Genomic DNA, 22252 nt, shown 5'->3' on the forward strand with positions numbered 1-22252 from the left:
AATTTGCCCGCAATCGGTCCGGTGTGACGCGCCGGCGGAGGTAGAAGTCCTCTTTTGAGTTGCGCTTCGTTTAGAAAGCCGACTTGCATGAAGAGAGTGGATTTCTCTAGACTTAATATATTCACGATTCACTCGATCTCTCTTTCGTGGGACGAAATCGGCCCCAGCGACAGGCGTCTATGGCGAGCGGGGTTCTATGAGAATTTCAGTATTATTTATTCTGATTGTCCTCTCTGTTCTCTCCGGCTGCGGCTCCGGAGGCGATTCTTCAGAAGATATCTCGCCACAAGAGCCGCCCATTGTCCAAGAGATCCGGGCGACCGGTATCGATCAATTTCTGGGCCAAACGGAATCGAGAAGAGAACAACAAGCGGAGTGGGAGGTCCTTTTTTTCAATCCGGCGGAGGGGCGGGCCATTTGCCTTTTCGGATCTGAATATCAGATCAGCATCCGCCGCGGCGCTTCCAGCAACGTCATGTTCTATCTCCAGGGCGGAGGAGCCTGCTGGGACGCATTGACCTGCCTCGACTTAAGGACGGCACGAGAGACGGCGGAGCGGTCGTCCGCGGGTGGGATTCTGGACGCGTCGCGGTCCGACAATCCATTTAGAGATTGGAATGTTGTGTTTGTCTCCTATTGCGACGGGTCGGTCTTCAGCGGCGACAACGTGGTCCAATACCGGGATGTCACGGCCTATCATCACGGTCTCGCGAACCTCGGCGCGGCCATGACCGCCATGCAACGGACGTTTCCCGACCCGGAGAAGATGTTGGTGGCCGGCTCCAGCGCAGGGGGGTACGGGACCCTCTATGCCATGATGATGGCGAAGCTGGTCTTTCCGGACCGGAGCAACTGGGTGTTGAGCGACTCCGGCCCCGGAATCCAGAATGTAAACGACACCGTCGCGAGAGTGCAGCGCGAGCAAAACTGGGCTTTTCCCCGTTTCTTCCCGGCCGGCTGCACCCGCTGCCCGGAGCAACCGGCTTATCTCTTCGAATGGGCCCTCAGCCGCGATCCGAATCTGCGGGTTGGAATGTTCTCTTCGCTTCGCGATCTGGTGCTTCAAGCCTTTCTCTTTCTGAACGGGCCGGAATTCGAAGCGCTGCTTCGGCAAGTCACCGATGACATGGTCAGCCGTGTTGGAGATCGGCTGCACCGCTTTTTCATCCCAGGGGTCCTGCATACAATTCTGCTCGACCCCTCTTTCTATGACTTGCGGCTAAACGGCATTTCGATGGCCGAATGGACGGCGGCGATGGTCAACAACAACGACGCCGCTTGGCCTGATCTTGTCGCGCAGTAGGCGGCTCGGTTCATTCATTCCTCTTTTTCCCGGCAATCGTTCCGCAATCAAAACCTTGACACCCTTCGGTCCGTCCGCTACGATAGGCCCCATTCTATCTTCTTGAGGAGGGTTCATGGAAAGTCTCTGGTCGGATCGGGATGCGAAGGGGTTGGCGGGGGTCGATTTGGTCGTGTATACCTCCCGGATCATCGGGGCGAATCCCAACCTGGTGTTGTGGGGCGGGGGGAATTCGTCGATCAAGGTGAACGGAAAGGATCATACCGGCGCCCCGGTCCGGATTCTTTGGATCAAAGGGAGCGGGTCGGACATGCGGACGATCGCCGTGAAGAACTTTACCCCGCTCCGGCTCGACGATCTCCTTCCGTTGATGAAACGGGAGGCGATGACCGACGAGGAGATGGTCGCCTACCAGATGAAATCGGTCTTAGAGCCGGGCGCGCCGAAGCCGTCGATCGAAACCCTTCTCCATGCATTCCTCCCTTCTCCACACATTTATCATACCCACGCCGACGCGATCTGCGCCCTCACCGATACCCCGGACAGTCCGAAAGTGGTTGAAGAGGTCTATGGAAAGGAGGTGGCGGTCGTCGATTACATCCGGCCGGGGTTTCTCCTCTCGAAATGGGTCGGGGAAGCTTATCAGAAGAATCCCAATCTCAAAGCGATCATCCTTGACAAACATGGCCTGATCACCTGGGGCGAGACGGCGAAGGAAGCGTATGACCTCACAATCTCAATGGTCACCCAAGCCGAGCGGTATGCGGCGAAGAAAGGACGGGGAAAGCTTGCCTTGGGTGGAATGAAAGTGCCGGCGCTCTCGCATGCCGAGCGGCATGCGGTGGCGGCCGAAGTGGCGCCCACGCTGCGCGGCGAAGTCAGCCGAATGGCCCAGGTAAAGGGGCGGCCACCAGAAAAACGAATGGTGTTGCAGTATGAAGATGCGCCGGCGGTGTTGAAGTTCGCCGGCTCGGAAGAGGCAAGACGGTTGACGCAGATCGGCCCCTTCACGCCGGATCACCTGATGCACACCAAGCCGTGGCCGCTCTTCGTCGATACGAAAAGGCCGGGTGATCCGGAGAAACTTCGGGAGAAGATCCGGAAAGGGTGCGAGGCGTATCGGGAAAAGTACATCTCCTATTTTGAAAAATATAAGACGCCCGGCGTGACGATGCTCGATCCCAACCCGCGGGTCGTGCTGATCCCCGGCATCGGGATGTTTACTACCGGCAAAGATCGGCGGGCGACGCGGATCCCGCGCGATCTCTATCTTCACACAATGTCGGTGATCGAGGCGGCCGCTGGGATCGAGGCGTACCGTTCGATCACCACCCGCGAGATCTGCGACTTCGAATACTGGCCGATGGAGAACTTCAAGTTGACGCTCCTGCCGCCGGAGAAGGAGTTCTCTAGAAGGATCGTCCTCGTCACCGGCGCCGCCGGCGGGATCGGCCGCGCCATTGCTTCGGCGTTCGTCGAGGCGGGGGCGATGGTGGTTCTCTCCGACATCGATTTGAAGAAGACCCAAATGCTCGTCGATGAAATCAACGGGAAAGCAGGCGAGGTCAACGCGACGGCGGTGGCGATGGATGTGACCGACCCGAAGAGCGTCCGGCGTGGATTCGAGCAGGCGATCCTTGCCTACGGCGGGCTCGACATTTTCATCTCCAACGCGGGGGTGGCGAAGACCGCCTCGGTCGACACGCTGTCGCTTGCCGATTGGGAAATGTCGCTCGCGGTCAATGCGACCGGCCATTTTCTCACCTCTCAGTCGGCACTCCGGATCATGAAGGAGCAGGGGATCGGCGGGTCGGTCGTCGTGGTCGCGACGAAGAACGTCCTGGCCCCGGGGAAAGACTTCGGCGCCTACTCCGCGTCGAAGGCGGCGCAGACCCAGCTGGCCCGGATCATGGCGATCGAGAACGCCGGGGCCGGCATCCGGGTCAATATGGTCAATCCCGACGGTGTCTTCGAGAATTCCGGCCTCTGGTCGCCGGCGATCCGCGAAGAGCGGGCGCGCGCCCACGGCATTCCGGTGGAGCAGGTGGAAGATTTCTACGCTAAGCGGAATCTGCTCCAGACGAAGATCACCGCGCGCGACGTCGCCGAATCAGTCCTCTTCCTCGCCTCCGACCGCGCCGCCAAAACGACCGGCGCGATGATTCCGGTCGATGGGGGGGTGCGGGAGGCGTTCCCGAGGTAATCGTTTTAATAACATCAGGACGAATAAAGATCGGATGAAAAAAATAGATATTTGGGTGCGCCTGGTATGCACAGGAGTGATTCTTTTTTTTGCCGTTTTCGACCATGAGGTGAGAGCACAAAGTGTAGAGGGAAAATGGGGCATCGGTATCCGTGGGGGCGGTGGGCTTCCCGATGAGGACGTTTCGACTGCTTTTGAGAGTAAAACAGGGCCGATCGTCAGCGGCAATATTCTCTATGGCCTCGGTGATATTTTCTCTGTCGGCCTTAATATTGAGTGGGAAAAACACGATATTGAAATTTCCGGAAGAGGTGTAGGAGAAGCGAAGACCACTTCCATCATTCCACTTATCGAGTGGCGTCCAATTGTATCGGGCGCCGTTTCATACTACTTGTCGTTCGGACTGGGTATCAATATGAACTCTTTCAATCGCGACGAACGAAGAAGAAGAACGATCCTCTCTGAGGACTTAACCGCTGAGGAGATTGCAGATCTTTTCACCACTCCTTTCGAAGTCGATCCGGAAAATACGATGGCAATAAAAATAAGCAGCGGGTTCGATTATTTCGCTGCAAAAAATCTTGCCGTCAACACGGAAGTTGGATGGAAATCCAATTCGGGAAATATGGAGTTCTGCTTCTCTTTGGGTTGTGAAACCAGGGATTGGGATGCCAGCGTATTGACCGCCCTTTTAGGGTTTCGCTATTACTTTTAAGATTTAGGGTTAGACTTGAAATCGCGAAGGACCGTCGTTACTTTTTCCTTTTCTTGCTCCTTCCTTTTTATTCTTTTATTCCATGCTTTGATTCATGCCGAGACCTCCACTGGCGTCCAAGGAGAGCTAACGATTGATGGCGCCACCGCAGAAGGCGCCGTCGTCTACCTCCGTGATCTCAATCATCCTCCCGCCCCCGTTTCTCCGATGCCGATCACCATCCGCCAGGAAATGTTCAAATTCAAACCGAAGTTCAGCATCGTCACCGTCGGCTCGACGGTCACCTTCCAGAACGACGACTTCGAGATGCACAACATCAAGTCCGACTCTCCCGGAAACCGGTTCGATCTTGGGTTGCAGATTCCGGGGAGATCGAGGAAGGTCGTGCTCAAAAAACCGGGCGCGGTCGATCTTCGCTGCCGAATCCATTCCGACATGAAGGGGATGGTTTTCGTCTCCCCCTCCTCTTTTTTTATGCCGATCGAATTGGATGGGAAGTTCGCATTCTCCGGCGTGCCGGCGGGCGATTATGAAATCGAAGTCTGGCACCCGGAGCGGAGCGCTCCCGATCAAAAACCGAAGGGTCTTGCCGTCCGAATCGGCGCCGGGGTCACGACGATCGATCTCGACTGGAAAGGGAACGTCCTGACCCGAAAAAATCCCTGACCGGATCTCCCCCTTTTTCTTTCCTTCCTCCACGTTTTCAGTTTGTGTTAAAATGGGCCGCTTTTTGACTCTCGGAGGCCCATGTCGTACGGTCGAAAACCGATTCCCCCCTTTCCCGGCTGGGCCGCGGCGTTGGGCCCGGGGATCGTCTGGATGGCGCTGGCGCAGGGGAGCGGGGAGCTGATCTGGTGGCCCTACCTCATCGCCAAATACGGGTTGACCTTTCTCGTTCTCCTCATCCCGGCCTGCCTGCTTCAGTATCCGATGACGGTCGAGATCGGGCGGTATACCCTCCTCACCGGGGAGAGCATTTTTCATGGTTTCATCCGGCTCCACCGCGGGTTCGGGATCCTCCTCTGGATCTTGATGAGCCTCTCCTTCCTCTGGTTCGGCGCCTTCGCCTCGGCGGGGGGAACGGCGATGGCGGCGCTGACCCACTTTCCTCCCGGCTGGAGCCCGCGCGGCCAGACCCTTTTCTGGGCCTATTCGACCATTGCGATCTTTCTGGTTGCGATTCTGTTGAGCCGGATGGTCTACACCCTGATCGAGTGGTCGATGAAGATCGTGGCGATCACCACCGTGGCGGGGCTCCTCTGGGCCTGCCTTCAGCCCGAGGTGCTTCAGACGATCCCCCGCTTTTTTGCCGGACTCTTCGGCATGACCGGCCCGCCGCCGCGGCCCTGGGATCGAAACGACAACACCAAGCTCTTGACGGCGATCACCTTTGCCGGGCTCGGCGGCTTCTGGATTCTCTTCTATTCCTATTGGCTGCGCGACAAGGGAAGCGCGATGGCGGAGCATATCGGCCGGATCACCGGATTGACCGGAAAACCGGAGACGATCACCGCCGATGGATTTTTACCCGAAGCGTCGGCGCAATCGGCGGCCGCTTGGCGGCAATGGGAGCGGTATCTCTCTACCGATGTGTTGATCGGCATTCTCGGCAACCTCGCGACGACGATGATGACCTGTCTTTTGGCCTATGCCTTGCTCTTTCCGAAGGGACTGGTCCCTCAAGATTATGAACTCGCGGTGGTGCAGAGCCGGTTCTTTGAGGTGAGCTGGGGGGCGTTTGGCCGGACACTTTTCTTAATAGTCGCCGCGGCGTTTCTCACCGACACCTGGCTCGTGACCGCCGACGCCGTCAGCCGGATGCAGGCCGATATCGTCACGATCCTCTTTCCCGCCGGCAAAAAGTTCACCGGCCGCCAGTGGTATTACTTCTTCCTGGCGCTTTTAACGGTGATCACCTCGTTGACCATGCTCCTCGATCAGCCGGGACCGCTGATTCTTACCAGCGCCGCGATCGGATTTTCCGGAACGATCCTCTTTCCCGGAGCGCTCTATTTATTGAATTATCGGTTTCTCGCTCCCCAGCTTCCGGAGTGGGCCCGCCCTTCAAAAGAGTCGGCATGGCGCCTGATCCTTTCCTTCGTGATCTACTTTGGACTGGCGATGGCATATCTCTGGATCGGCTGAAAAAATCAATTGTCCCCCCCTCTTGAACTTTTTTTCGGCAGAGATTATTGTTGCGCGGATGGTCTTTTCATGGAGAGGATAAAGAAGTTATGATGAATGTACATCATTTTCAAAGAATGGTTCGAGGGGGCGTCCTGTCGATCCTTACCCTTTTGTTTGTGGTTTATTTTTCAGCAAGCGTAGAGGCGGCCGCGGTCGGGGGGACCGTCCGGGTCGGCTCGGATTTAGGGGAGGGGGCGGTGGTTTATTTGAAGGACACCCGTCCGAAACCGGCGCCGGTGCCGCCGAAGGAGACGACGATTCGGCAGGAAAATTTGGAGTTCATCCCGTTTTTCACCGTTGTGCCGATCGGCTCTACCATTCTCTTTGAGAACCAAGACAATGAGATGCACAACGTCCACTCGACCACCCCGGGAAACCGTTTCGATATCGGGGCGCATAATAAAGGGGACATCAAAACGGTCATCTTCGAGAAGCCGGGTGCGGTGATGCTCCGGTGCAAGATCCACACGCAGATGCGGGGAATGGTCTTCGTCGCCCCTTCGCAATATTATGCGGTGGCCGGGAAGAACGGAAAATATGAGCTTCCGAACGTTCCGCCGGGCACATACCGGATCGAGGCGTGGCATCCCCGGCTGACCGCCGAGGAGATCAAGACGGGAGGCCGATCGATTACGGTCGGGGCGGCGGCGGTTTCCGCCGATTTGAGTTTGACGACGAAAACCCCTAAAGAAGCGAATCTGACCGAAGTCCCCGATAAGGATTGGATGGAAGTGCTGAATGAAGTCGGCGCCTCGCTCGACCAGGCGATCCAGACCTGGAAAGGGGGGAAGAGGACCGGGGCGATGACCAAGGTGTTGACCACCCACTCTCGCCTCTATGGAGAGTCGGGGCTGAGGAACGCAATTTCTCAAAAGCTCGGAAAGGACCAGGCGGAGGCGCATGACGCGCGATTCAATACGCTCGTCAAACAGGTTCAAAAGGAGGGCCCGTCGGCGGAAGCGGCGTTTCGGTCGGAGAAGGAAAAGCTGCTTTCCGAATTGAAAAAAGACATTCAGAAGATGAAGTAGGCGAGTTCTGGTTGCTCCTGTAAGTGGGGCCAACGGTTGCAGAGGGAGGTTTTCATGAGAGTCTTTGTCACGGGTGGATCGGGGTATATCGGAAATGCGGTGGTGGCGGCGCTCTGCCGCGCGGGACACGCGGTGACGGCGCTGGTTCACACGCCGGAGAAGGCGGGCCTGGTGGAGCGCTTCGGAGCGAAAGCGGTAGAGGGGGATATTAAAAAGCCGGGCCCTTTGGTCCCATTGGTCGCCGAGGTCGATGCCGTTGTTCACGCGGCGGCGGAAATGTCCGGAGACATGGGGAAGATCGACCCGCAGTGGGTCGCGGCCGCGCTCGACGCCCTCTCGCAATCGAAGGGACTGCGCCGGTTCATCTATACCAGCGGGATCTGGGTCTTGGGCGACACCGGCGGCCGGGTCGTCGATGAAACCGCCTCGGCCGACAAGGCCGCCGCGATCGTCGCTTGGCGCCCGCCGGTGGAGCAGACGGTCCTGGAATCGGGCGGCCGGGGGATTACTCCTTGCGTGATTCGACCCGCCCTTGTTTACGGCGGCGCCGGCGGGATCCTGGCAATGCTGATGGCGTCGGCTGAAAAGGAGAAAGCGATCCGGATCGTCGGAGAGGGCCGAAACCATTGGCCGCTCGTTCATCGGGACGATTTGGCTGACCTCTACGTCCGTTGCGTGGAGCGGGCGCCGGCGGGACAAATTTTCAACGCGGCGGACGGCTCCCGATTGACGCTGCGCGCCGTCGCCGAGGCGCTCAGCGCGGCGGCCGGCTGCTACGGCAACGTCAACACCACCCCTCTGGAAGAAGCCAGAAAGCAGATGGGACCTTTTGCGGACGCGCTGGCGTTGGATCAGGTGGTCATCGGACCTTTGGCCGAGCGTCTGCTCGGATGGGAGCCGCGCCACCGCTCGCTCGTCGGCGAGGCCGACGCGCTGTATCGGGCGTTCAAGACGGGAGGGTAGGGAGAAAAGGACAAGATTTAAATTAGACCTGCCGCTTCCAACCCGCTTCTACAAAGAGGGGAACGAACTCCGCCGGAATGAAGAGCCGATCTTCAAAGTTCGGGATCGTGTAATAGTTTTGCGGTTGGATCAGCGCGTCGCTCTTCTTGCTCAGATCGATCACCCAACGATCGGGCGGACGCCGTTGCGAGAGAAAGCGGATCTCGAACGGAAGGAGGCGGAGCGGATTCCGCGCGTCGAAGGGGCCGACCTTTTTCTTCCGCGCGCTTCGGACCCACTTTCGGGCGTCGGAGAGGGTTTTCTCTTTCTTCACGATCTCCGGCGCTTTCCCCGGCGGGATGACCGCTTTCATCGGCGAATCCTGGCGGCGGAAGGGATTGATATTCGGCCAGATGAAATAAGGGGTGATCCATCCCGCCTTCAAAAGCCGCTCGTTGTAGGTGGTCGGACGCCGCTTCGGCTTAGTCGCCGAGGGTTGAAACCGGTTGACGAAGGCGAGGAGCCGGCCGTAGCGGTCCATCACCTCGTGGGCGAAGGAGAGAAGAAACTGAAAAGTCTCGTCGGTCTGGCGAAGGGTTGAGATATCTTTGAAGACCTCTTCCTCCAACGCATCCTCCGCGGCGGAGGCATGCTGGTGGTGGTTCAGCGCGGCACCCGGTCCGGTCCGTTCTTTCAGATAAGCGATAAGGCCGGGGCTCAACGCGGGCCGAAAGGGAGGAAGGCTCGGATCAAAGGGGTTACTCAGGAACTGTTCCCAGAGCGGGTTGGAGAGACCGATGAAGCGCCGGTTCCGAGGGAGAGTGAAGCTGATTTCGGGGGCATCGACCCCGAGGAACCGGACGCCGAGGTTGCCGATCGGGCGGAGATGAAGTGTGTCGCCGTCGTGGGCTTGCTGCCGGACGCTTCCGGTGGTTCCGCTTCGAAAACCGAGCCCGGCATAACCGACCGTCAGTCCCGTTTTGAGCTGTTCAATCGCATTGGCCATCATCCCCTCCGTGTGAGTCCATCGAGTGTTCGTTTAGAACAGAAGTCCATCGAACTTAATCGAAGTGAGATTCTCTTGTCAATGTCCGATCGGAGAATGCCATGTCGCAGTCATCGGTGAAGGCGCTGCTGGTTTCAGTGGGGGGAGATCTCGCCTCGACAATCTTCGCCATCAACCGGCTTCGCCCCGAGGCCCTCTGCTTCTTCGTCGCAGAAGCGGAGCAAGGGGAGATCGACCGGGAAATCATCCCGCAGATTGAACAGCCTCCCCGGCAATGGGACCAGATCGTGACCCCCGATTCGGAAGATCTTTTGCAATGTTGCCGCGTCTTGCTCCGGGAAATTCCGGGACTCCTTTCCCGTTGGGGGGTGGAGCCTTCCCAGTTGACGATCGACACCTCCGGCGGGACCAAGACGATGGCCGCGGCCTTGGCCCTTTGCGCGGTGGATGCCGCCTCCTCCTTTCACGCGGTTGTTTCCAAAGCGCAGGCGAAGGGGGGAACCGAGACGGCCGTTCGTGGGGAAGCGCGGGTCCTCTACCAGGGAAACCCGTGGGACGAATTGGCTGCAAATGGGCGTCGCGACGCGGCGGCGGTATTCAATCAGGCCCGCTATCGCGAGGCGGCCGATCTTTTTCGGAAGATCGAGAAGCGGGTGAGCGGCGGATCCAAGCCGCTCTATAAAAGCTTGGCCGATTTTTCGGAGGGATATGCCTTCTGGGACGCCTTCGATTATCGGGAGGGGTGGAACCGGCTTCAGTCGGCGAAGAAGGGGCTCGAGATGTCGGCCCTCTTCGGCGGGCCGCCCGGTCTGAAAGATGTCGTCGCGAAATTAAAGGAGAACCTCTCCTTCCTGGAAAAACTGGTGATGGGAACCAAGGAGATCAAGCCGGAGCTCTTTCTCGATCTTCTCGCCAATGCCCAACGCCGCGCCCACACCGAGAAGAAATATGAGGAGGCCACCGTCCGCCTTCTGCGCGCTCTGGAGGTTTTGGCGCAGGCGCGGTTAGCGGAGAGAGGATTTCAATTCGACCGGATCGATCCTGATCCGCTTCCTGCTTCCTTGAAGACCGATTTCATTCAAAAGTATACGAGCCCGCTCGATGGGCGGATCAAGCCGGACCTGCTCGGGGATTACCGGCTACTGAAGGAGATCGGTGATCCGCTCGGAATCGCCTTCGATCAACAGTGGAGTACATTCAAAATCCCGCTGGAGGCAAGAGAGCGGTCGATTTTAGGGCACGGCTTCACGCCGATGCCGCCCGATCGTTATCAGCACCTCTGGGAGCTGGCCCTGAAGATTTCGGGGACGCTCCCGGAAAAGATGTTGCACTTTCCAAAGATGGAATTTTAAATGCGAAGACGGAAGGAGGCTGATTCGGGGATCCTTTGGGTAAAGAATACCGGCCTCCGAAAGCGGCGAAGTCATCGGTGTCTCATCATCAGCCTGATCTCCATCCGTATGGACATCCTGTCTTTTTCTGCACTCTAAGCATCCCTTAATGGAATGACAAAAAATGTCATCCGGACCCGCCGGCATGGACATTCTATGGAACAGAAGGAATCAGTTTGTGAGTTCTCAGGACCTAAGTCCTTTAAGCTAAAGGGAAAAATAATTTCTCGGCGAATGGCACATAACCTGCTACTGAAGAGATCGGAGGATGGAAAGAAGAATCGTTTTCCTCAGTAACAGGAGGCAATCATGGTCGGGCGAATCAAAGGCCAAAGAGGGTTCACATTGATTGAGTTAATGATCGTGGTCGCCATTATCGGCATCTTGGCGGCGATTGCCATCCCTAATTTTCTAAATTATCAAGCCAAAGCACAGCAGGCCGAGGTCCGGACCGGTTTGGCCGCCATCTTTACGGGGATGATGGTCCACTACGGCGCGGTCGATACCGGTTATACAAGCGCATCGATTGCCGGCATCGATTTCACGGCATCAGGATCCCCACGGTATTCGTATACCCTCTCTAACCTTGCGGCAACGACGTTCTTAGCAACCGGACAGGGAATTTCCGGCCGCGTGATCGGAGATGTCTGGACAATCGATCAAACCAAAACGATCACAGATGTCGACCCAACCTCATTTTCATCTTAGGAAACCTGAAATCATTTTCGAATGAATTTTCCGAATTCCCCGACCGGAGGCCATTTTCAGAGAAGCCGTCCTCCGTTTAGGGGACCGATCGGAAAGATCCTGCCTGATCAAACGCCAACCCTTTTTTGAAACGCTCCCCGGACTGAATCGAAGTGTGATTTTTCTGCAACTCACTTTTCTTTTTAATGTGGGCCTCCTTACGTCTCGCTGAAGAAAGCCGCGGGCGATGCCAAAAAGACCGTCCGCATCGGCGGGTGAGGAGGCCCGGCGATGCGGTCTTGTTTTTGCTCTTTAAGGAATAAGCAACCATGTCATTCCCCCTTTGGGGCCGGGGAGGTCGATTCGCAGGAGATGCCGGAGGAAAGGGAAGTCTATCAAGAAGAGACGTTGGTCAATCACGATCTGGTGAAGCGTTGGGCCTATGCGACGCTGGTGTGGCTGACCTTGTACCCGATCGTCGGCGTGATCCTCTCGATCAAGTTCCACCATCCGAACTTCCTCAACGAAATTTCCTGGTTTTCTTTCGGACGGCTCCGTCCGGTCCATGTCAACGGCGTTATCTTCGGCGCCTTCTCGACCGGCTTCATTGCGCTGCTCTACTACTTCGTTCCCCGAATCTGCGGCGTCCGGCTCTACAAAGAGCAATGGGGTTATCTTACTTTCTGGCTCTGGAATGCCGCGATCCTATTGGGAAGCCTCACCCTGATGGCCGGATTCAACAAGGGGATCGAGGCGGGGGAATATCCCGTCTGGGTGGGCGTCTTGATCATGATCGTTTTGGTGATGACGACCCTCCAGGTCTACGGGACGGTCTTTCGGCGGCGGGAACGCAGGGTCTATGTTGCCCTCTGGTATGCGATGGCCGCTCTGATCTGGACGGCGATGAATTATCCCCTCGGAAATTTCATCCTTCCTTTCTGGATCAACGGCGTCAACAGCGCCGCGCTCCACGGCCTCTACCTCCACTATGTCGTCGGGCTCTGGATTACCCCGGCCGGTTTGGCATTGATCTACTTTTTCCTCCCCAGCAGCGTGAGAAACCCCCTCTACTCCCACAAGCTCTCCCTGATCGGTTTTTGGAGCATCGCCTTTCTCTATCCCTTTCTCGGGATCCACCACTACCTCTACAGCCCGATCGCGGAGTGGACGCAGACGGTCGCCATCGCCTACGGGATTCTTCTCATCATTCCGGTCTGGACGGTGACGACGAACTTCTTCGGGACGATGCTCGGGAAATGGCATCTCCTGGCGGGGAAGCGGTCGTACGACTATGCGGCGAAGTTTCTGATCCTGGGAGCGGTGAATTACTTCGTCGGCTGTTTTCAAGGCTCGGTCGAAGCGCTCCGGCGGATGCAGCAGTTGACCCACTTCAACGACTTTACCATCTCCCACTCTCACATGACCGTCTTCGGGACATTCGTGATTTGGGTGACGGGAGGGCTTTATTACATCTGGCCGCGCGTCACGGGGCGCGAGCTCTGGAGCTGGCGGTTGGCGAGTTGGCATTTCTGGCTGGTCCTCTTCGGCGGAGGGATGATGGGGGTGATCCTGGCCGCGATGGGATTTATCCAAGGGGCCATGTTGGAGTACGGCGTCAACTTCACCGACAGCGTTGTGGAAATGAAGCCGTGGTGGGAGGCGCGGACCCTCTCCGGTATGGCGATGGACGTCGGGATGGCGCTCTTTTTCTACAATCTCTGGCGGAGCGCGCGCGACGGGGCGCCGATCGAGACGACCCCGGTTTCTCCCCGTCCGACGGCGGAGGCGCGGGCGCCGATGCATGCATCGGGACCGCTCGAGCGGCCCTCCGCCATCATCCTGATCGCCGGGGTGGCGTTTTTCCTCCTGGCGATCGCCATCCAATGGCTGATGCCGATTGCATTGGAGTCGAACTATGAGTTGCCCGTCCGGACGGTGCAGGGGATACAAATTTTGCCGACCGATTATACGGAGCAAGAAAAGCTCGGGAGGAAGGTTTATATTCGGGAAGGGTGCTGGTATTGCCATTCACAGTATGTCCGCCCCGTGACCGGAGAGGACAACCGTTGGGGTCCGGTTTCTCAGGCGGGCGAGTATACCTATGACATTCCCCATCTCTTTGGGACCCGTCGAATCGGACCTGATTTATTCCGCGTCGGGCGAAAATACGGGGATGATTGGCACGTGGCCCATCACTGGGAGCCGCGCGCCGTGGTTTCCGATTCGATCATGCCCTCCTTTCGGTGGCTGTTCAACCCAGCCGATGCGAACGGCATACCGCAGATGAGCGAAGAGGGAAAGGCGCTCATCGCCTATCTCCAAAGGCTTGGGACTCAGATCGGCGACTGGCGGGAGGAATTTCTTCCGATCAGTGTCAACGCCGGCACCGCGCTTGATCCGAAGCGGGAGGTCTTCGAAATCGGAAAACGGGTCTACGCGCGCCGCTGCATCGGCTGCCACGGAGAGAAAGGGGACGGCAACGGGCCGTCGGCCCGGTTCTTGGATCCGAAGCCGCGCGATTTCACCCGCGGGATCTTCAAGTTCCGCTCCACCGGCGGGGGGGAGAATACCCTGCCGCTCGATGCCGATCTCTACCGGACCGTCACGCACGGCTTGTGGGGAACCGCCATGCCGGCTTGGCATGAGATTTCGGAGCTGGAGCGGGCGTCGGTCGTTCAATACATCAAGATCTTCTCCGACCGATGGAAGAACGAGGCCGTCCCTCCTCCAATCACGATTCCGCCTGAGCCGCCGGCCGATTCCGCATCGGTCGATCGGGGAAGAGCGGTTTATGCCGAGGCGGGTTGTCTCGGCTGCCACGGACCTCAAGGAAAGGGGGATGGTCCGCTCGCCCCGATCCTGCGCGACGTCTGGGGAAATCCGGTCCGTCCGGCGAACTTCACCCTCCCGGCGGGGGCGCCGGGAGGGGTCAAACTGGGACACGACGCCAGGCACCTTTTCACTGTGGTGATGACCGGGGTCGGCGGAACGCCGATGGAGGCTTTCTCAAAGCGGCTGACGCCGGAGCAGGTCTGGGATGTCGTTTATTTTGTCCGGTCCCTTTATCTTCAGGCGCGAGAGGAATTTTTGGAGAAGCGACGCGTGGGAGCATCGGCGCAGACGGCGCGGCGCTGACCCGCTATGTTGGGGTGTTAGATGGAAATCACCTGGATCAATTATCTGGTCGGGATGCTGGTCTCGCTGGCCGCCTGGTTTGTTTTTCTTTGGGCCATCCGCGACGGGCAGTTCCGCGAAACGGAAGAGACCGCCCGGCGAATGCTCGAGAATGAGGTATCCGAAGAGGGAGCCGATGGAACCGAAAAAAGAGCATGAAGAAGATCGTCACCGGCTGATGGAGAAGGTCGGCCTGGAAAAGGATTCGCATCTCCACCAAGATTACGAGTACGCCTCGGGGATCGTGGAGCGGGCCGGTATTGTTCCGTTTTGGTTGAAGGTCGTTTATGTCTCTCTCGTTGTCTGGGCAATTTACTATATCATCCGATACTGGTCCGGCGAGTAGAGGCGATAGAAGAGGATATCGATTTGAAGGTGCTCATTTATGTCAATCTGATCGTCGGGGCCTGGTTGATCGTCTCGCCGTTTCTCTTCAGCTACAGGTACGATACGGCCGAGTTTTGGAACAGCGAGGTGATCGGCGTCATGCTGATCATCATCACCGGCGTGATCGGATTTTCGGTGCCGCGGCAGAATCGCGAGACGCCTCTCTCGCAGGTGGAGCGGCGAAAGCGCGCGTAGCGCAGCGCTTCTTCAAGCCGACTTGAGCGCTTTGCGCACGCCGTAGGCCCGTTCATTAAAGATTCGCATCGCTTCATCGAGGCGGACTCCCTTGATTTCGATCCGGGAGAGATCTCCATCCCCCAGCCCGAGCTTCGTTGCCTGGCGGAGGTATTCGACCCCCATCGTCGAGAATCCGAGGAGCGAGGCGCAAACCGTATCGACGGAAACCGGGTCGCGTCCGGCGACGACCAATCCGGTCTCGACGGCGATCCCGCCGGTCGGGCCGGTCGCGATCATCGCCGGGTGTCCCGTCACAATCCCCAGGTGCGGGGGGAAGCGCTTCAGCATCCCGACGATAAATCCGTTCTTGTCCTCGACCATCCCGCTCCGGCCGTACTGATCGGCCATTCTCGGATGGCCGTAGTAGTCGGCGGCGGGCCAGCTCATCGCGATGTTTTTGATGGCGCCGACGATCACCGATTGGGAGTGGACCTTCAACTGGCTGAGCGAAACGACCGTTTCGTAGCGGAGCACCCCCTCGTGGACGACGACCTCCCGCATCGGTCCGTAGTCGAGGGGAACGGTCGCGAAGGGGGGCTTGTTGTGATCGACGTATTGGACCCGTTCTTTCTCGATCACCCGGTCCATTCCGGTGATCCGGAAGACCTCGTCGGTCTCGGAGGCCCCGGCCCCGCCGGAGACGATCAACTCCCTCGGCTGAAACCGCTTCACGAACTGGATGACCGCTTCAAGGGTGTCGGCCTGCGTCACTCCCGATTGGTCCTCCTCCGTCGCCGTCGTGTCGTTGGGATGGATCGCGACGATCTTGTTCTTGAAAAGCTCCTCCACCGGCAGGAAGCCCAGCGCCTCTTCAACGGCCTGCCGGATCTTCGAATGCTGCGTCAGTGCGACGGTCGCCATCGGTCTTCCTCCATAATCATCCGCTCAGGCGGCTCCCTTGGCGAGATTGGTGTTCTTTGCCGGCTGATATCGAAGAAGGGCTCCCATCCCTCCCGATTGTTCGAGAATCGGATGGCGGGGAACATAAACGATCTGAGCGCTCTGCGAGATCGCCTGCTCGATCGTTTCCTCCACCAGATCGGCTACCGGATCGGTCGGGCTTCCGCATTCGGGACAAGCCGAATCGCCCATATTCAGATGCCCGCAAGAGGGACAGCGCGCGCCGGGCAACTCGACGTTATCCTGCACGACCAGTGTCTGGACCGCTCCTTGCCCCAATGCGTGAAGGGTCGGCATCACGCCGAAGACCCCCAGCCCATACGGCTGGTTCGCCTCGGCGATCTGCTTGACCAGTTGATCCTTCTGACTCCATTCGACCTCTTGAATCAGTTTCAGCGTTTCCTCATAAACTTCGGGAAGGGAGAGCTTCGGGTCGGATTTGATCCGGCCGATGATCCGCTCCTTTAAATCGTGATGGAGCGTCTCCTCGAACCCGGAGCGGTTTTCCTCCTGGCCGCCGACGATCAACCAATCGAAGCGGTGATCCTTGAAAAAGGCGAAGGTCGTGTCGGCGATCCGTTTGAGGTGTTGTCGTATATGCGTTCCAACATGGCGCTCGATTTTTCGCTCCGCCAATCCATAAATGGCGCTCTCCGAATATCCGCCGGTTCCGGTTTCCGATCTTCTCCCCCGCCGCTCAATCCGCCGCTCTGCGAGGCCGTACTCTTCCATCGACTTGTATTCCTTGCTGGAAGGATCGTGCACCTTCCCGGGGATCTCGTCGTAAATTTCAGAGTGCTCGATGATTTCTCCCAGGTAGACTTCAAAAATGCGGGCCCGCTCCTGGCTGACAAGGACGACTGCATATTTCGGATATTGATCGAGAAGCGCGGTGAGGGGAAGTGTATAAGGGTGCGGAAGGACGACCAGCTTCGATCGGAGAGGAACCGGAAAGGCAAGGGGAAGCCAGAGACCTTTTTGGGAGCAGGAGTAAATCAACACCCCCCGGTGATGATTCCGCTCGAACCGATTGCCGAGGTATCCTTCCATTTTTTTCAAATCTTCTTCGATCGATTGCCGCACTTCCGGGGCGAGCGTCTTCGATTCCAAGTCGGTCCGCGTCTGTTTCAAAAGGTTCTTCAGGACGACCATGAATTCCTTCCGTTTCGGAAAACGGCGGCCGTCGATGTTCAGACTGAGGGTGCTGACCCAGTGGTCTTCATTTCCATATTCGAGCAGTTGTTTTATTTCTTTCCATGAGATCATGATCACTCCTTTCGAAATCAAGCGGCCTTTCGGGTGGTTTGGGCAAAAAATCCGGTCATCCGTTGGACGACGTCCCGACTTTGACAACGGGGACAGGCCGGATCACCCTGATCGTGTTCGGCAAGCGACATCTGGGCGTCAAAGACCTCCTGACACTTTCGACATTGATACTCATAGATCATGATCGATGCCTCCTTCTGAGCGGGCTATTAGGCCAAATGGGTTCGATTTATTTTTGCAACTTTGAGCGATGGGTGTCAATGCCTCCCCCCGGCATTTTCCTACGGTTCTGCATGAGGTTATGCGCGTTTCGCGACCGCAGCATGGGGTGAATGCCTCCCCGGAAGGGGCCGGCTCGCGTTTGTCCGGGATGGTGATCCGTGAACTTCAATCTTGTTGACAGGGGAGGGGTGATCGGTTAATATGGGGCGTCTTTTAAGAGGGTTTTTCATGTTTTATTTCACAAAGTGGATGGTTCTTTTCCTCTTATCGTTTTCCTCGCTCATCGGCTGCCAAAAACAGGAGGGGATGGCCGAGAATGTCGGGGCCGGCGCCCCCGCCCCTCCCTCGGTCCCCTCCCCCTCCGCTTCTGTCGGAGAGGCCGCGTCCTCCTCTGCCTCCGAGGAGTCGCCTCATGGATCGGGCGCTCCCGTTCCGTTCATGCAGAAGCTGGCCGAATACAAAGCGCGCCTTGAGAAAGATCCGAAAGATATCGAAGCGCTCGTCTTCATGGGAAACGCGAACTATGACATCCAGCGCTTTGAAAAAGCGAAGGAGTTCTATCAGAAAGCGCTTGAGGTCGATCCCGACAACACCCACGTTCGGACCGATCTTGCGTCCTCTTACCGGAGTCTCGGCGAAATCGATCAGGCATTGGAAGAGTTGAACAAGGTGTTGAAGGCCGATCCGAAACATGAAATCGCGCTTTACAATTCCGGAATCATCCTGCTGAACGATAAAAATGACGCCGAGAAAGCGACGGCAGCCTGGGAAAAGCTGGTCCAGCTCAAGCCGAACGATCCCCTCTCGGAAGAGCTGAAAAAAAAGATCAGCGAGTTAAAACAAACCGGCAGTCAGCCGATCCCCTCCGCGACTCAGCCGAAATAAGGAGCATCGAATGAAGTTCTTTTTGGATTCCGCCAACATTTCCGAGATTAAAGAGTCTGTTGCGCTGGGATTGATTGACGGCATCACCACGAATCCTTCCCTGGTCGCAAAAGAGAAGAAGGATTTCAGGAAGCTGATCGAAGAGATCTGCCAAATCGTCGATGGACCGATCTCCGCGGAGGTGGTTGCGACCGACGAAGAGGGGATGGTGGAGGAGGGGCGCTCCCTCGCCGGCATTCACAAAAATGTCGTGGTGAAGGTGCCGATGACGGCGAACGGTTTAAAAGCAACCCGGCGTTTTGCGAAAGATGGGATTCGGGTCAATGTCACCCTCATCTTTTCTCCGGCCCAGGCGCTCCTTGCCGCGAAGGCCGGCGCCACCTATGTCAGCCCTTTTATCGGCCGGCTCGATGATGTCGGCCAGGTCGGTATGGATCTGATCGACCAGATCGTCACCATTTTTTCGAATTACACTTTTAAGACCGAGGTCCTGGTCGCCAGCATTCGAAATCCGATCCATGTGATCGAGGCGGCACAGATCGGGGCCCACGTCGCCACCATGCCCTTCGCCGTTATTCAACAGCTTCTCAAACACCCGCTCACCGACATCGGGCTGGCCAAATTCCTCGCCGATTGGGAGAAGACGAAGGGGTAGGTTCTAATCCCATGAACCCTCCTCCTGCGGGAAAGAAAGACCTCCAACAGCTCATTCCCCTTCTCCTCGATGCGCTCGATCCGGGGGCGCTTCTTCAAAAGAAAATCCGCTTTCGAAATAAGAAAATAGAATGGGACGGCCGGTCCTACCTTGTCGAACCGAACCGTTCGGTCTATCTGATCGGAGCCGGGAAGGGATCGGCCCGCATGGCCGAAGCCTTGGAACGGCTCCTGGGGGATGCGATCACCGACGGGGTGATCGTCACCAAAGATGGATACGGCCTCCCATGCCGGAAAATTCGGATCATCGAAGCCGGCCATCCGATTCCAGACGAGGCGGGAACAGCAGGAGCGAAAGAGATCCTTGCTCTCGCCCGCCGTGCAAACCGGGGGGATCTCGTCATCGGCCTCTGGTCGGGCGGGGGATCGGCCCTCCTCCCGTTGCCGGTTTCCGGGATTTCTCTCCAATCCAAACAGCAGGTGACCGATCTTCTCTTGCGTTCCGGCGCGGTGATCGGCGAGATCAACGCCGTTCGGAAGCATCTCTCTCAAATCAAAGGGGGACAACTTGCCAAAGCGGTCGGTCCGGCCCGGATGGTGAACTTTATCCTCTCCGACGTGGTCGGTGACCGGCTCGATGTCATCGCTTCCGGCCCGACCGTGCCCGATCCGACCACTTTCAACGATGCGATCGAGATTTTGAAACGATATCGCCTTTGGGATGAGATCGATCCCTCCGTCCGCCTCGTCTTGGAAGAAGGAGCGCGGGGGGAGCGGCCCGAAACGCCGAAGCGGCTCGGCCGTCACATTGAAAACATTCTGATCGGAAACGGCGAAACGGCGGTGAACGAAGCGGCCCGGCAATTGAGGCGGATGGGATTTCATCCTCACATTCTCACAAGTGTCCTTGAAGGGGAGTCACGCGAAGTCGCCAAGGTCCTTGTTGCGCTGGCCAAGGAGATCCAATTTCGTCGAAAGGGAAAACCGGTTTGCTTCATTGCCGGCGGTGAAACGACCGTGACCGTCCGAGGCAAGGGGAAGGGAGGGCGGTGTCAGGAGTTTGCGCTTTCCGCCGCTCTTTCGCTGGCCGGAACGCGAGGGATCACGGCTGCGGCGCTCTCGACGGACGGGACCGACGGTCCCACCGACGCGGCGGGGGCGGTCGCCACCGGGGAGACGGTGCAGCGGGCGACACGGAAGGGGATGGATCCTCGGATGGCGCTGGCTGAGAACGACGCGTATCCCTTCTTTGATGCGCTCGGGGATCTGATCCGAACCGGTCCGACGCGAACCCACCTGAACGATCTTTATCTTTTGTTCATCCCGAGCGCTTCCGCGGAGGAGAATTAGATTGATTCAACTTTTCCCAATGAAGGATAGGGTGGGTATGGAGCACACCGACCGGGTATGCCCAAGCTCAACCTTCGTGTCATAAGTTGATTGTTTTGAGGGGATTGTATTAGGATAGTTGAATGTCGAAAATCTCATACAAAGGGAGAACTCGATGACCCAGCAACCATCCGTCCGTTTGTCGACCGGCATTGTCGGCCTGGATGAAATTCTCCAGGGAGGGCTGATCCCCGCCAGGACCTATATGGTGCGCGGAAAGCCAGGAATGGGAAAAACCATCCTCGGTCTTCATTTTCTCACAGACGGCGCGACAAAAGGGGAAAAGGTGCTGTTGATTACCCTGGGGGAAGCGGAGGGGCAGATCCGTAAAAATGCATTGACCTTGGGGTTGGATCTATCCGGCATTTCTTTTCTCGATCTGAGTCCCTCCCCTGAATTTTTCTCCGAAGTAAAAACGTACGACATCTTTTCCCCCGCCGATGTGGAAAGAGCGCCGACCACCCAAAAGATTATTGAAAAAATCGAACAGATCAAACCACAACGCGTTCTGATCGACGCGATCACGCAGTTCCGGTATCTCTCCCCCGACTCCTTCCAGTTCCGAAAACAGGTCCTCTCCTTTCTTCAGTTTCTCACCTCTCGAAAGATCACCGTTCTCTTCACCTCCGAGGGAACCGCCTCGGTTCCGGATGATGATTTGGAATTTATGTGTGATGGGGCGATCCACCTCGAAATGTCGGACCGGCAACGGAGTCTTTGCGTGACCAAGTTCCGAGGCTCCGGCTTCCGAGGCGGCTGCCACACCCTCCGGCTGACCGATTCGGGGATCGTCGTTTCGCCCCGCCTCATTCCGGAAGCGCACCAGAGGGAGTTCATCGCCGAGTCGATCTCTTCGGGGGTCTCCCACCTGGACGATCTTCTGCACGGCGGTCTGGAGCGTGGCACCATTACCATGGTAACCGGTCCCAGCGGTGTCGGAAAAACGACCCTCGGCGTTCAGTTCATGAAGGAAGCGGCGGCCAGGGGCGAGCGCTCGGTCATCTACCTTTTTGAGGAGGCTGCGGAGACGCTCCTGCACCGGTCGGAGTCGATTGGTGTCCCGATTAAAAAAATGCTCGATCGGGGGACCCTCTCGGTGGTTCAGGTCGAGCCCCTTCAGTTTGCTCCGGATGAGTTTGCAAACCTGGTTCGGAAAGAGATTGAGGAAAAAAATACCCGAATCGTGATGATCGATGGGGTTTCCGGCTATCGGCTTTCCGTCCGGGGAGAAGATTTAATCAGCCATCTGCATGCCCTCTGCAGATATTTAAAAAACATGGGGGTCACGATCATTCTGATGAATGAGACCGAGGAGATTACCGGTGACTTTCGCGCGACCGAAAAGGGACTGAGCTATCTGGCCGATAATGTGGTCTTTCTCCGCTATCTGGAATTAAACGGGGAGCTGCGAAAGGCGATCGGGGTGTTGAAGAAGCGTCTGACCGACTTCGAGAAGACCCTCCGAGAGATGGAGATTACCAAGGAGGGGATCAAAATCGGGGCGCCGATGGTCGAGTTGCGGGGTATTCTGAGGGGTATTCCTGAATGGATCAGCAGCCCCAAGAAAAGGGAGGATAGAAGGGAAACCGGTCGTCCCTCTTCGACTCGCCCGACCAAAGCGGCGCCCCGGTCCGATCCAAAAGATCCGAGGGGACACCGGGAGCGGTAGCGCCGTC

The 22252-nt window shown here is 57.5% G+C and carries 21 protein-coding genes; 17 read left to right on the top strand and 4 right to left on the bottom strand.

Annotated features, from left to right (window positions below; translation table 11 throughout):
• The first annotated feature begins 196 nt into the window (after window positions 1-196).
• From MNODULE_RS14865 to MNODULE_RS14895, 7 genes are all read left to right on the top strand, one after another.
• A complete protein-coding gene (locus MNODULE_RS14865; RefSeq protein ID WP_168061275.1) occupies window positions 197-1303 on the top strand; it encodes a pectin acetylesterase-family hydrolase in 1107 nt (368 codons plus the stop codon).
• Between the two features lie 115 nt (window positions 1304-1418).
• Window positions 1419-3506 (top strand): bifunctional rhamnulose-1-phosphate aldolase/short-chain dehydrogenase, encoded by a 2088-nt coding sequence (rhaD, locus tag MNODULE_RS14870; RefSeq protein WP_168061277.1) that lies wholly within the window; start codon window positions 1419-1421, stop codon window positions 3504-3506.
• A gap of 34 nt (window positions 3507-3540) precedes the next feature.
• Window positions 3541-4221 (top strand): hypothetical protein, encoded by a 681-nt coding sequence (locus tag MNODULE_RS14875; RefSeq protein WP_168061279.1) that lies wholly within the window; start codon window positions 3541-3543, stop codon window positions 4219-4221.
• A 15-nt stretch (window positions 4222-4236) separates the two neighbouring features.
• Window positions 4237-4887, top strand: coding sequence for a cupredoxin domain-containing protein (locus MNODULE_RS14880; protein ID WP_168061281.1), 651 nt, complete (start codon window positions 4237-4239; stop codon window positions 4885-4887).
• Window positions 4888-4968: 81 nt separating this feature from the next.
• Window positions 4969-6366: an Nramp family divalent metal transporter gene (locus tag MNODULE_RS14885; RefSeq protein ID WP_168061283.1), complete on the top strand. Its 1398-nt coding sequence runs from the start codon at window positions 4969-4971 to the stop codon at window positions 6364-6366.
• 89 nt (window positions 6367-6455) lie between these two features.
• The gene (locus tag MNODULE_RS14890; RefSeq protein ID WP_168061285.1) at window positions 6456-7436 is read left to right on the top strand and encodes a hypothetical protein; all 981 of its coding nucleotides are present in this window, start codon (window positions 6456-6458) and stop codon (window positions 7434-7436) included.
• A 54-nt stretch (window positions 7437-7490) separates the two neighbouring features.
• Complete coding sequence (locus tag MNODULE_RS14895) at window positions 7491-8399, top strand: NAD-dependent epimerase/dehydratase family protein (protein ID WP_168061287.1); 909 nt, start codon at window positions 7491-7493, stop codon at window positions 8397-8399.
• A gap of 22 nt (window positions 8400-8421) precedes the next feature.
• Here the strand turns inward: MNODULE_RS14895 and MNODULE_RS14900 are convergent, their stop codons facing one another.
• The gene (locus tag MNODULE_RS14900) at window positions 8422-9387 is read right to left on the bottom strand and encodes a hypothetical protein (protein WP_168061289.1); all 966 of its coding nucleotides are present in this window, start codon (window positions 9385-9387) and stop codon (window positions 8422-8424) included.
• 98 nt (window positions 9388-9485) lie between these two features.
• Between MNODULE_RS14900 and MNODULE_RS14905 the strand changes: the two genes are divergently transcribed.
• From MNODULE_RS14905 to MNODULE_RS14930, 6 genes are all read left to right on the top strand, one after another.
• Window positions 9486-10736 (top strand): TIGR02710 family CRISPR-associated CARF protein, encoded by a 1251-nt coding sequence (locus MNODULE_RS14905; protein ID WP_168061290.1) that lies wholly within the window; start codon window positions 9486-9488, stop codon window positions 10734-10736.
• A 348-nt stretch (window positions 10737-11084) separates the two neighbouring features.
• Window positions 11085-11483: a type IV pilin protein gene (locus MNODULE_RS25100; RefSeq protein ID WP_168061292.1), complete on the top strand. Its 399-nt coding sequence runs from the start codon at window positions 11085-11087 to the stop codon at window positions 11481-11483.
• A gap of 351 nt (window positions 11484-11834) precedes the next feature.
• On the top strand, window positions 11835-14597 hold the full coding sequence (locus MNODULE_RS14915) for a cbb3-type cytochrome c oxidase subunit I (protein WP_168061294.1): 2763 nt from the start codon (window positions 11835-11837) through the stop codon (window positions 14595-14597).
• Between the two features lie 21 nt (window positions 14598-14618).
• The gene (locus MNODULE_RS14920) at window positions 14619-14795 is read left to right on the top strand and encodes a cbb3-type cytochrome oxidase assembly protein (protein ID WP_168061296.1); all 177 of its coding nucleotides are present in this window, start codon (window positions 14619-14621) and stop codon (window positions 14793-14795) included.
• A complete protein-coding gene (locus MNODULE_RS14925) occupies window positions 14773-14982 on the top strand; it encodes a hypothetical protein (RefSeq protein ID WP_168061298.1) in 210 nt (69 codons plus the stop codon). Before MNODULE_RS14920 ends, MNODULE_RS14925 begins: the two co-directional genes overlap by 23 nt.
• A gap of 29 nt (window positions 14983-15011) precedes the next feature.
• Complete coding sequence (locus tag MNODULE_RS14930) at window positions 15012-15218, top strand: SPW repeat protein (protein ID WP_320412493.1); 207 nt, start codon at window positions 15012-15014, stop codon at window positions 15216-15218.
• A gap of 12 nt (window positions 15219-15230) precedes the next feature.
• On the opposite strand, the gene MNODULE_RS14935 is transcribed toward MNODULE_RS14930, so the two are convergent.
• From MNODULE_RS14935 to MNODULE_RS14945, 3 genes are read right to left on the bottom strand one after another with little or no spacing between them, the layout of a single operon-like run.
• A complete protein-coding gene (locus MNODULE_RS14935; protein WP_168061302.1) occupies window positions 15231-16121 on the bottom strand; it encodes a DUF362 domain-containing protein in 891 nt (296 codons plus the stop codon).
• 24 nt (window positions 16122-16145) lie between these two features.
• Window positions 16146-17426 carry a baeRF10 domain-containing protein gene (locus tag MNODULE_RS14940; protein WP_168061304.1) on the bottom strand — a complete coding sequence of 427 codons (1281 nt, stop codon included), beginning with the start codon at window positions 17424-17426 and terminating at the stop codon, window positions 16146-16148.
• A gap of 17 nt (window positions 17427-17443) precedes the next feature.
• Window positions 17444-17608 (bottom strand): FmdB family zinc ribbon protein, encoded by a 165-nt coding sequence (locus MNODULE_RS14945; RefSeq protein ID WP_168061306.1) that lies wholly within the window; start codon window positions 17606-17608, stop codon window positions 17444-17446.
• 268 nt (window positions 17609-17876) lie between these two features.
• Here MNODULE_RS14945 and MNODULE_RS14950 point away from each other — a divergent pair, with 268 nt between their 5' ends.
• From MNODULE_RS14950 to MNODULE_RS14965, 4 genes are all read left to right on the top strand, one after another.
• Window positions 17877-18533, top strand: a complete 657-nt coding sequence (locus MNODULE_RS14950) for a tetratricopeptide repeat protein (RefSeq protein ID WP_168061308.1) — start codon at window positions 17877-17879, stop codon at window positions 18531-18533.
• A 10-nt stretch (window positions 18534-18543) separates the two neighbouring features.
• Window positions 18544-19188: a fructose-6-phosphate aldolase gene (gene fsa / locus MNODULE_RS14955; protein WP_168061310.1), complete on the top strand. Its 645-nt coding sequence runs from the start codon at window positions 18544-18546 to the stop codon at window positions 19186-19188.
• 11 nt (window positions 19189-19199) lie between these two features.
• Window positions 19200-20537: a glycerate kinase type-2 family protein gene (locus MNODULE_RS14960; RefSeq protein WP_168061312.1), complete on the top strand. Its 1338-nt coding sequence runs from the start codon at window positions 19200-19202 to the stop codon at window positions 20535-20537.
• A gap of 154 nt (window positions 20538-20691) precedes the next feature.
• Entirely contained in the window at window positions 20692-22245 is a 1554-nt protein-coding gene (locus tag MNODULE_RS14965; RefSeq protein WP_168061313.1) for an ATPase domain-containing protein, read from the top strand.
• Window positions 22246-22252 lie beyond the last annotated feature (7 nt).

Origin of the sequence: Candidatus Manganitrophus noduliformans (genome assembly GCF_012184425.1) — a bacterium.
Lineage (GTDB): Bacteria > Nitrospirota > Nitrospiria > SBBL01 > Manganitrophaceae > Manganitrophus > Manganitrophus noduliformans.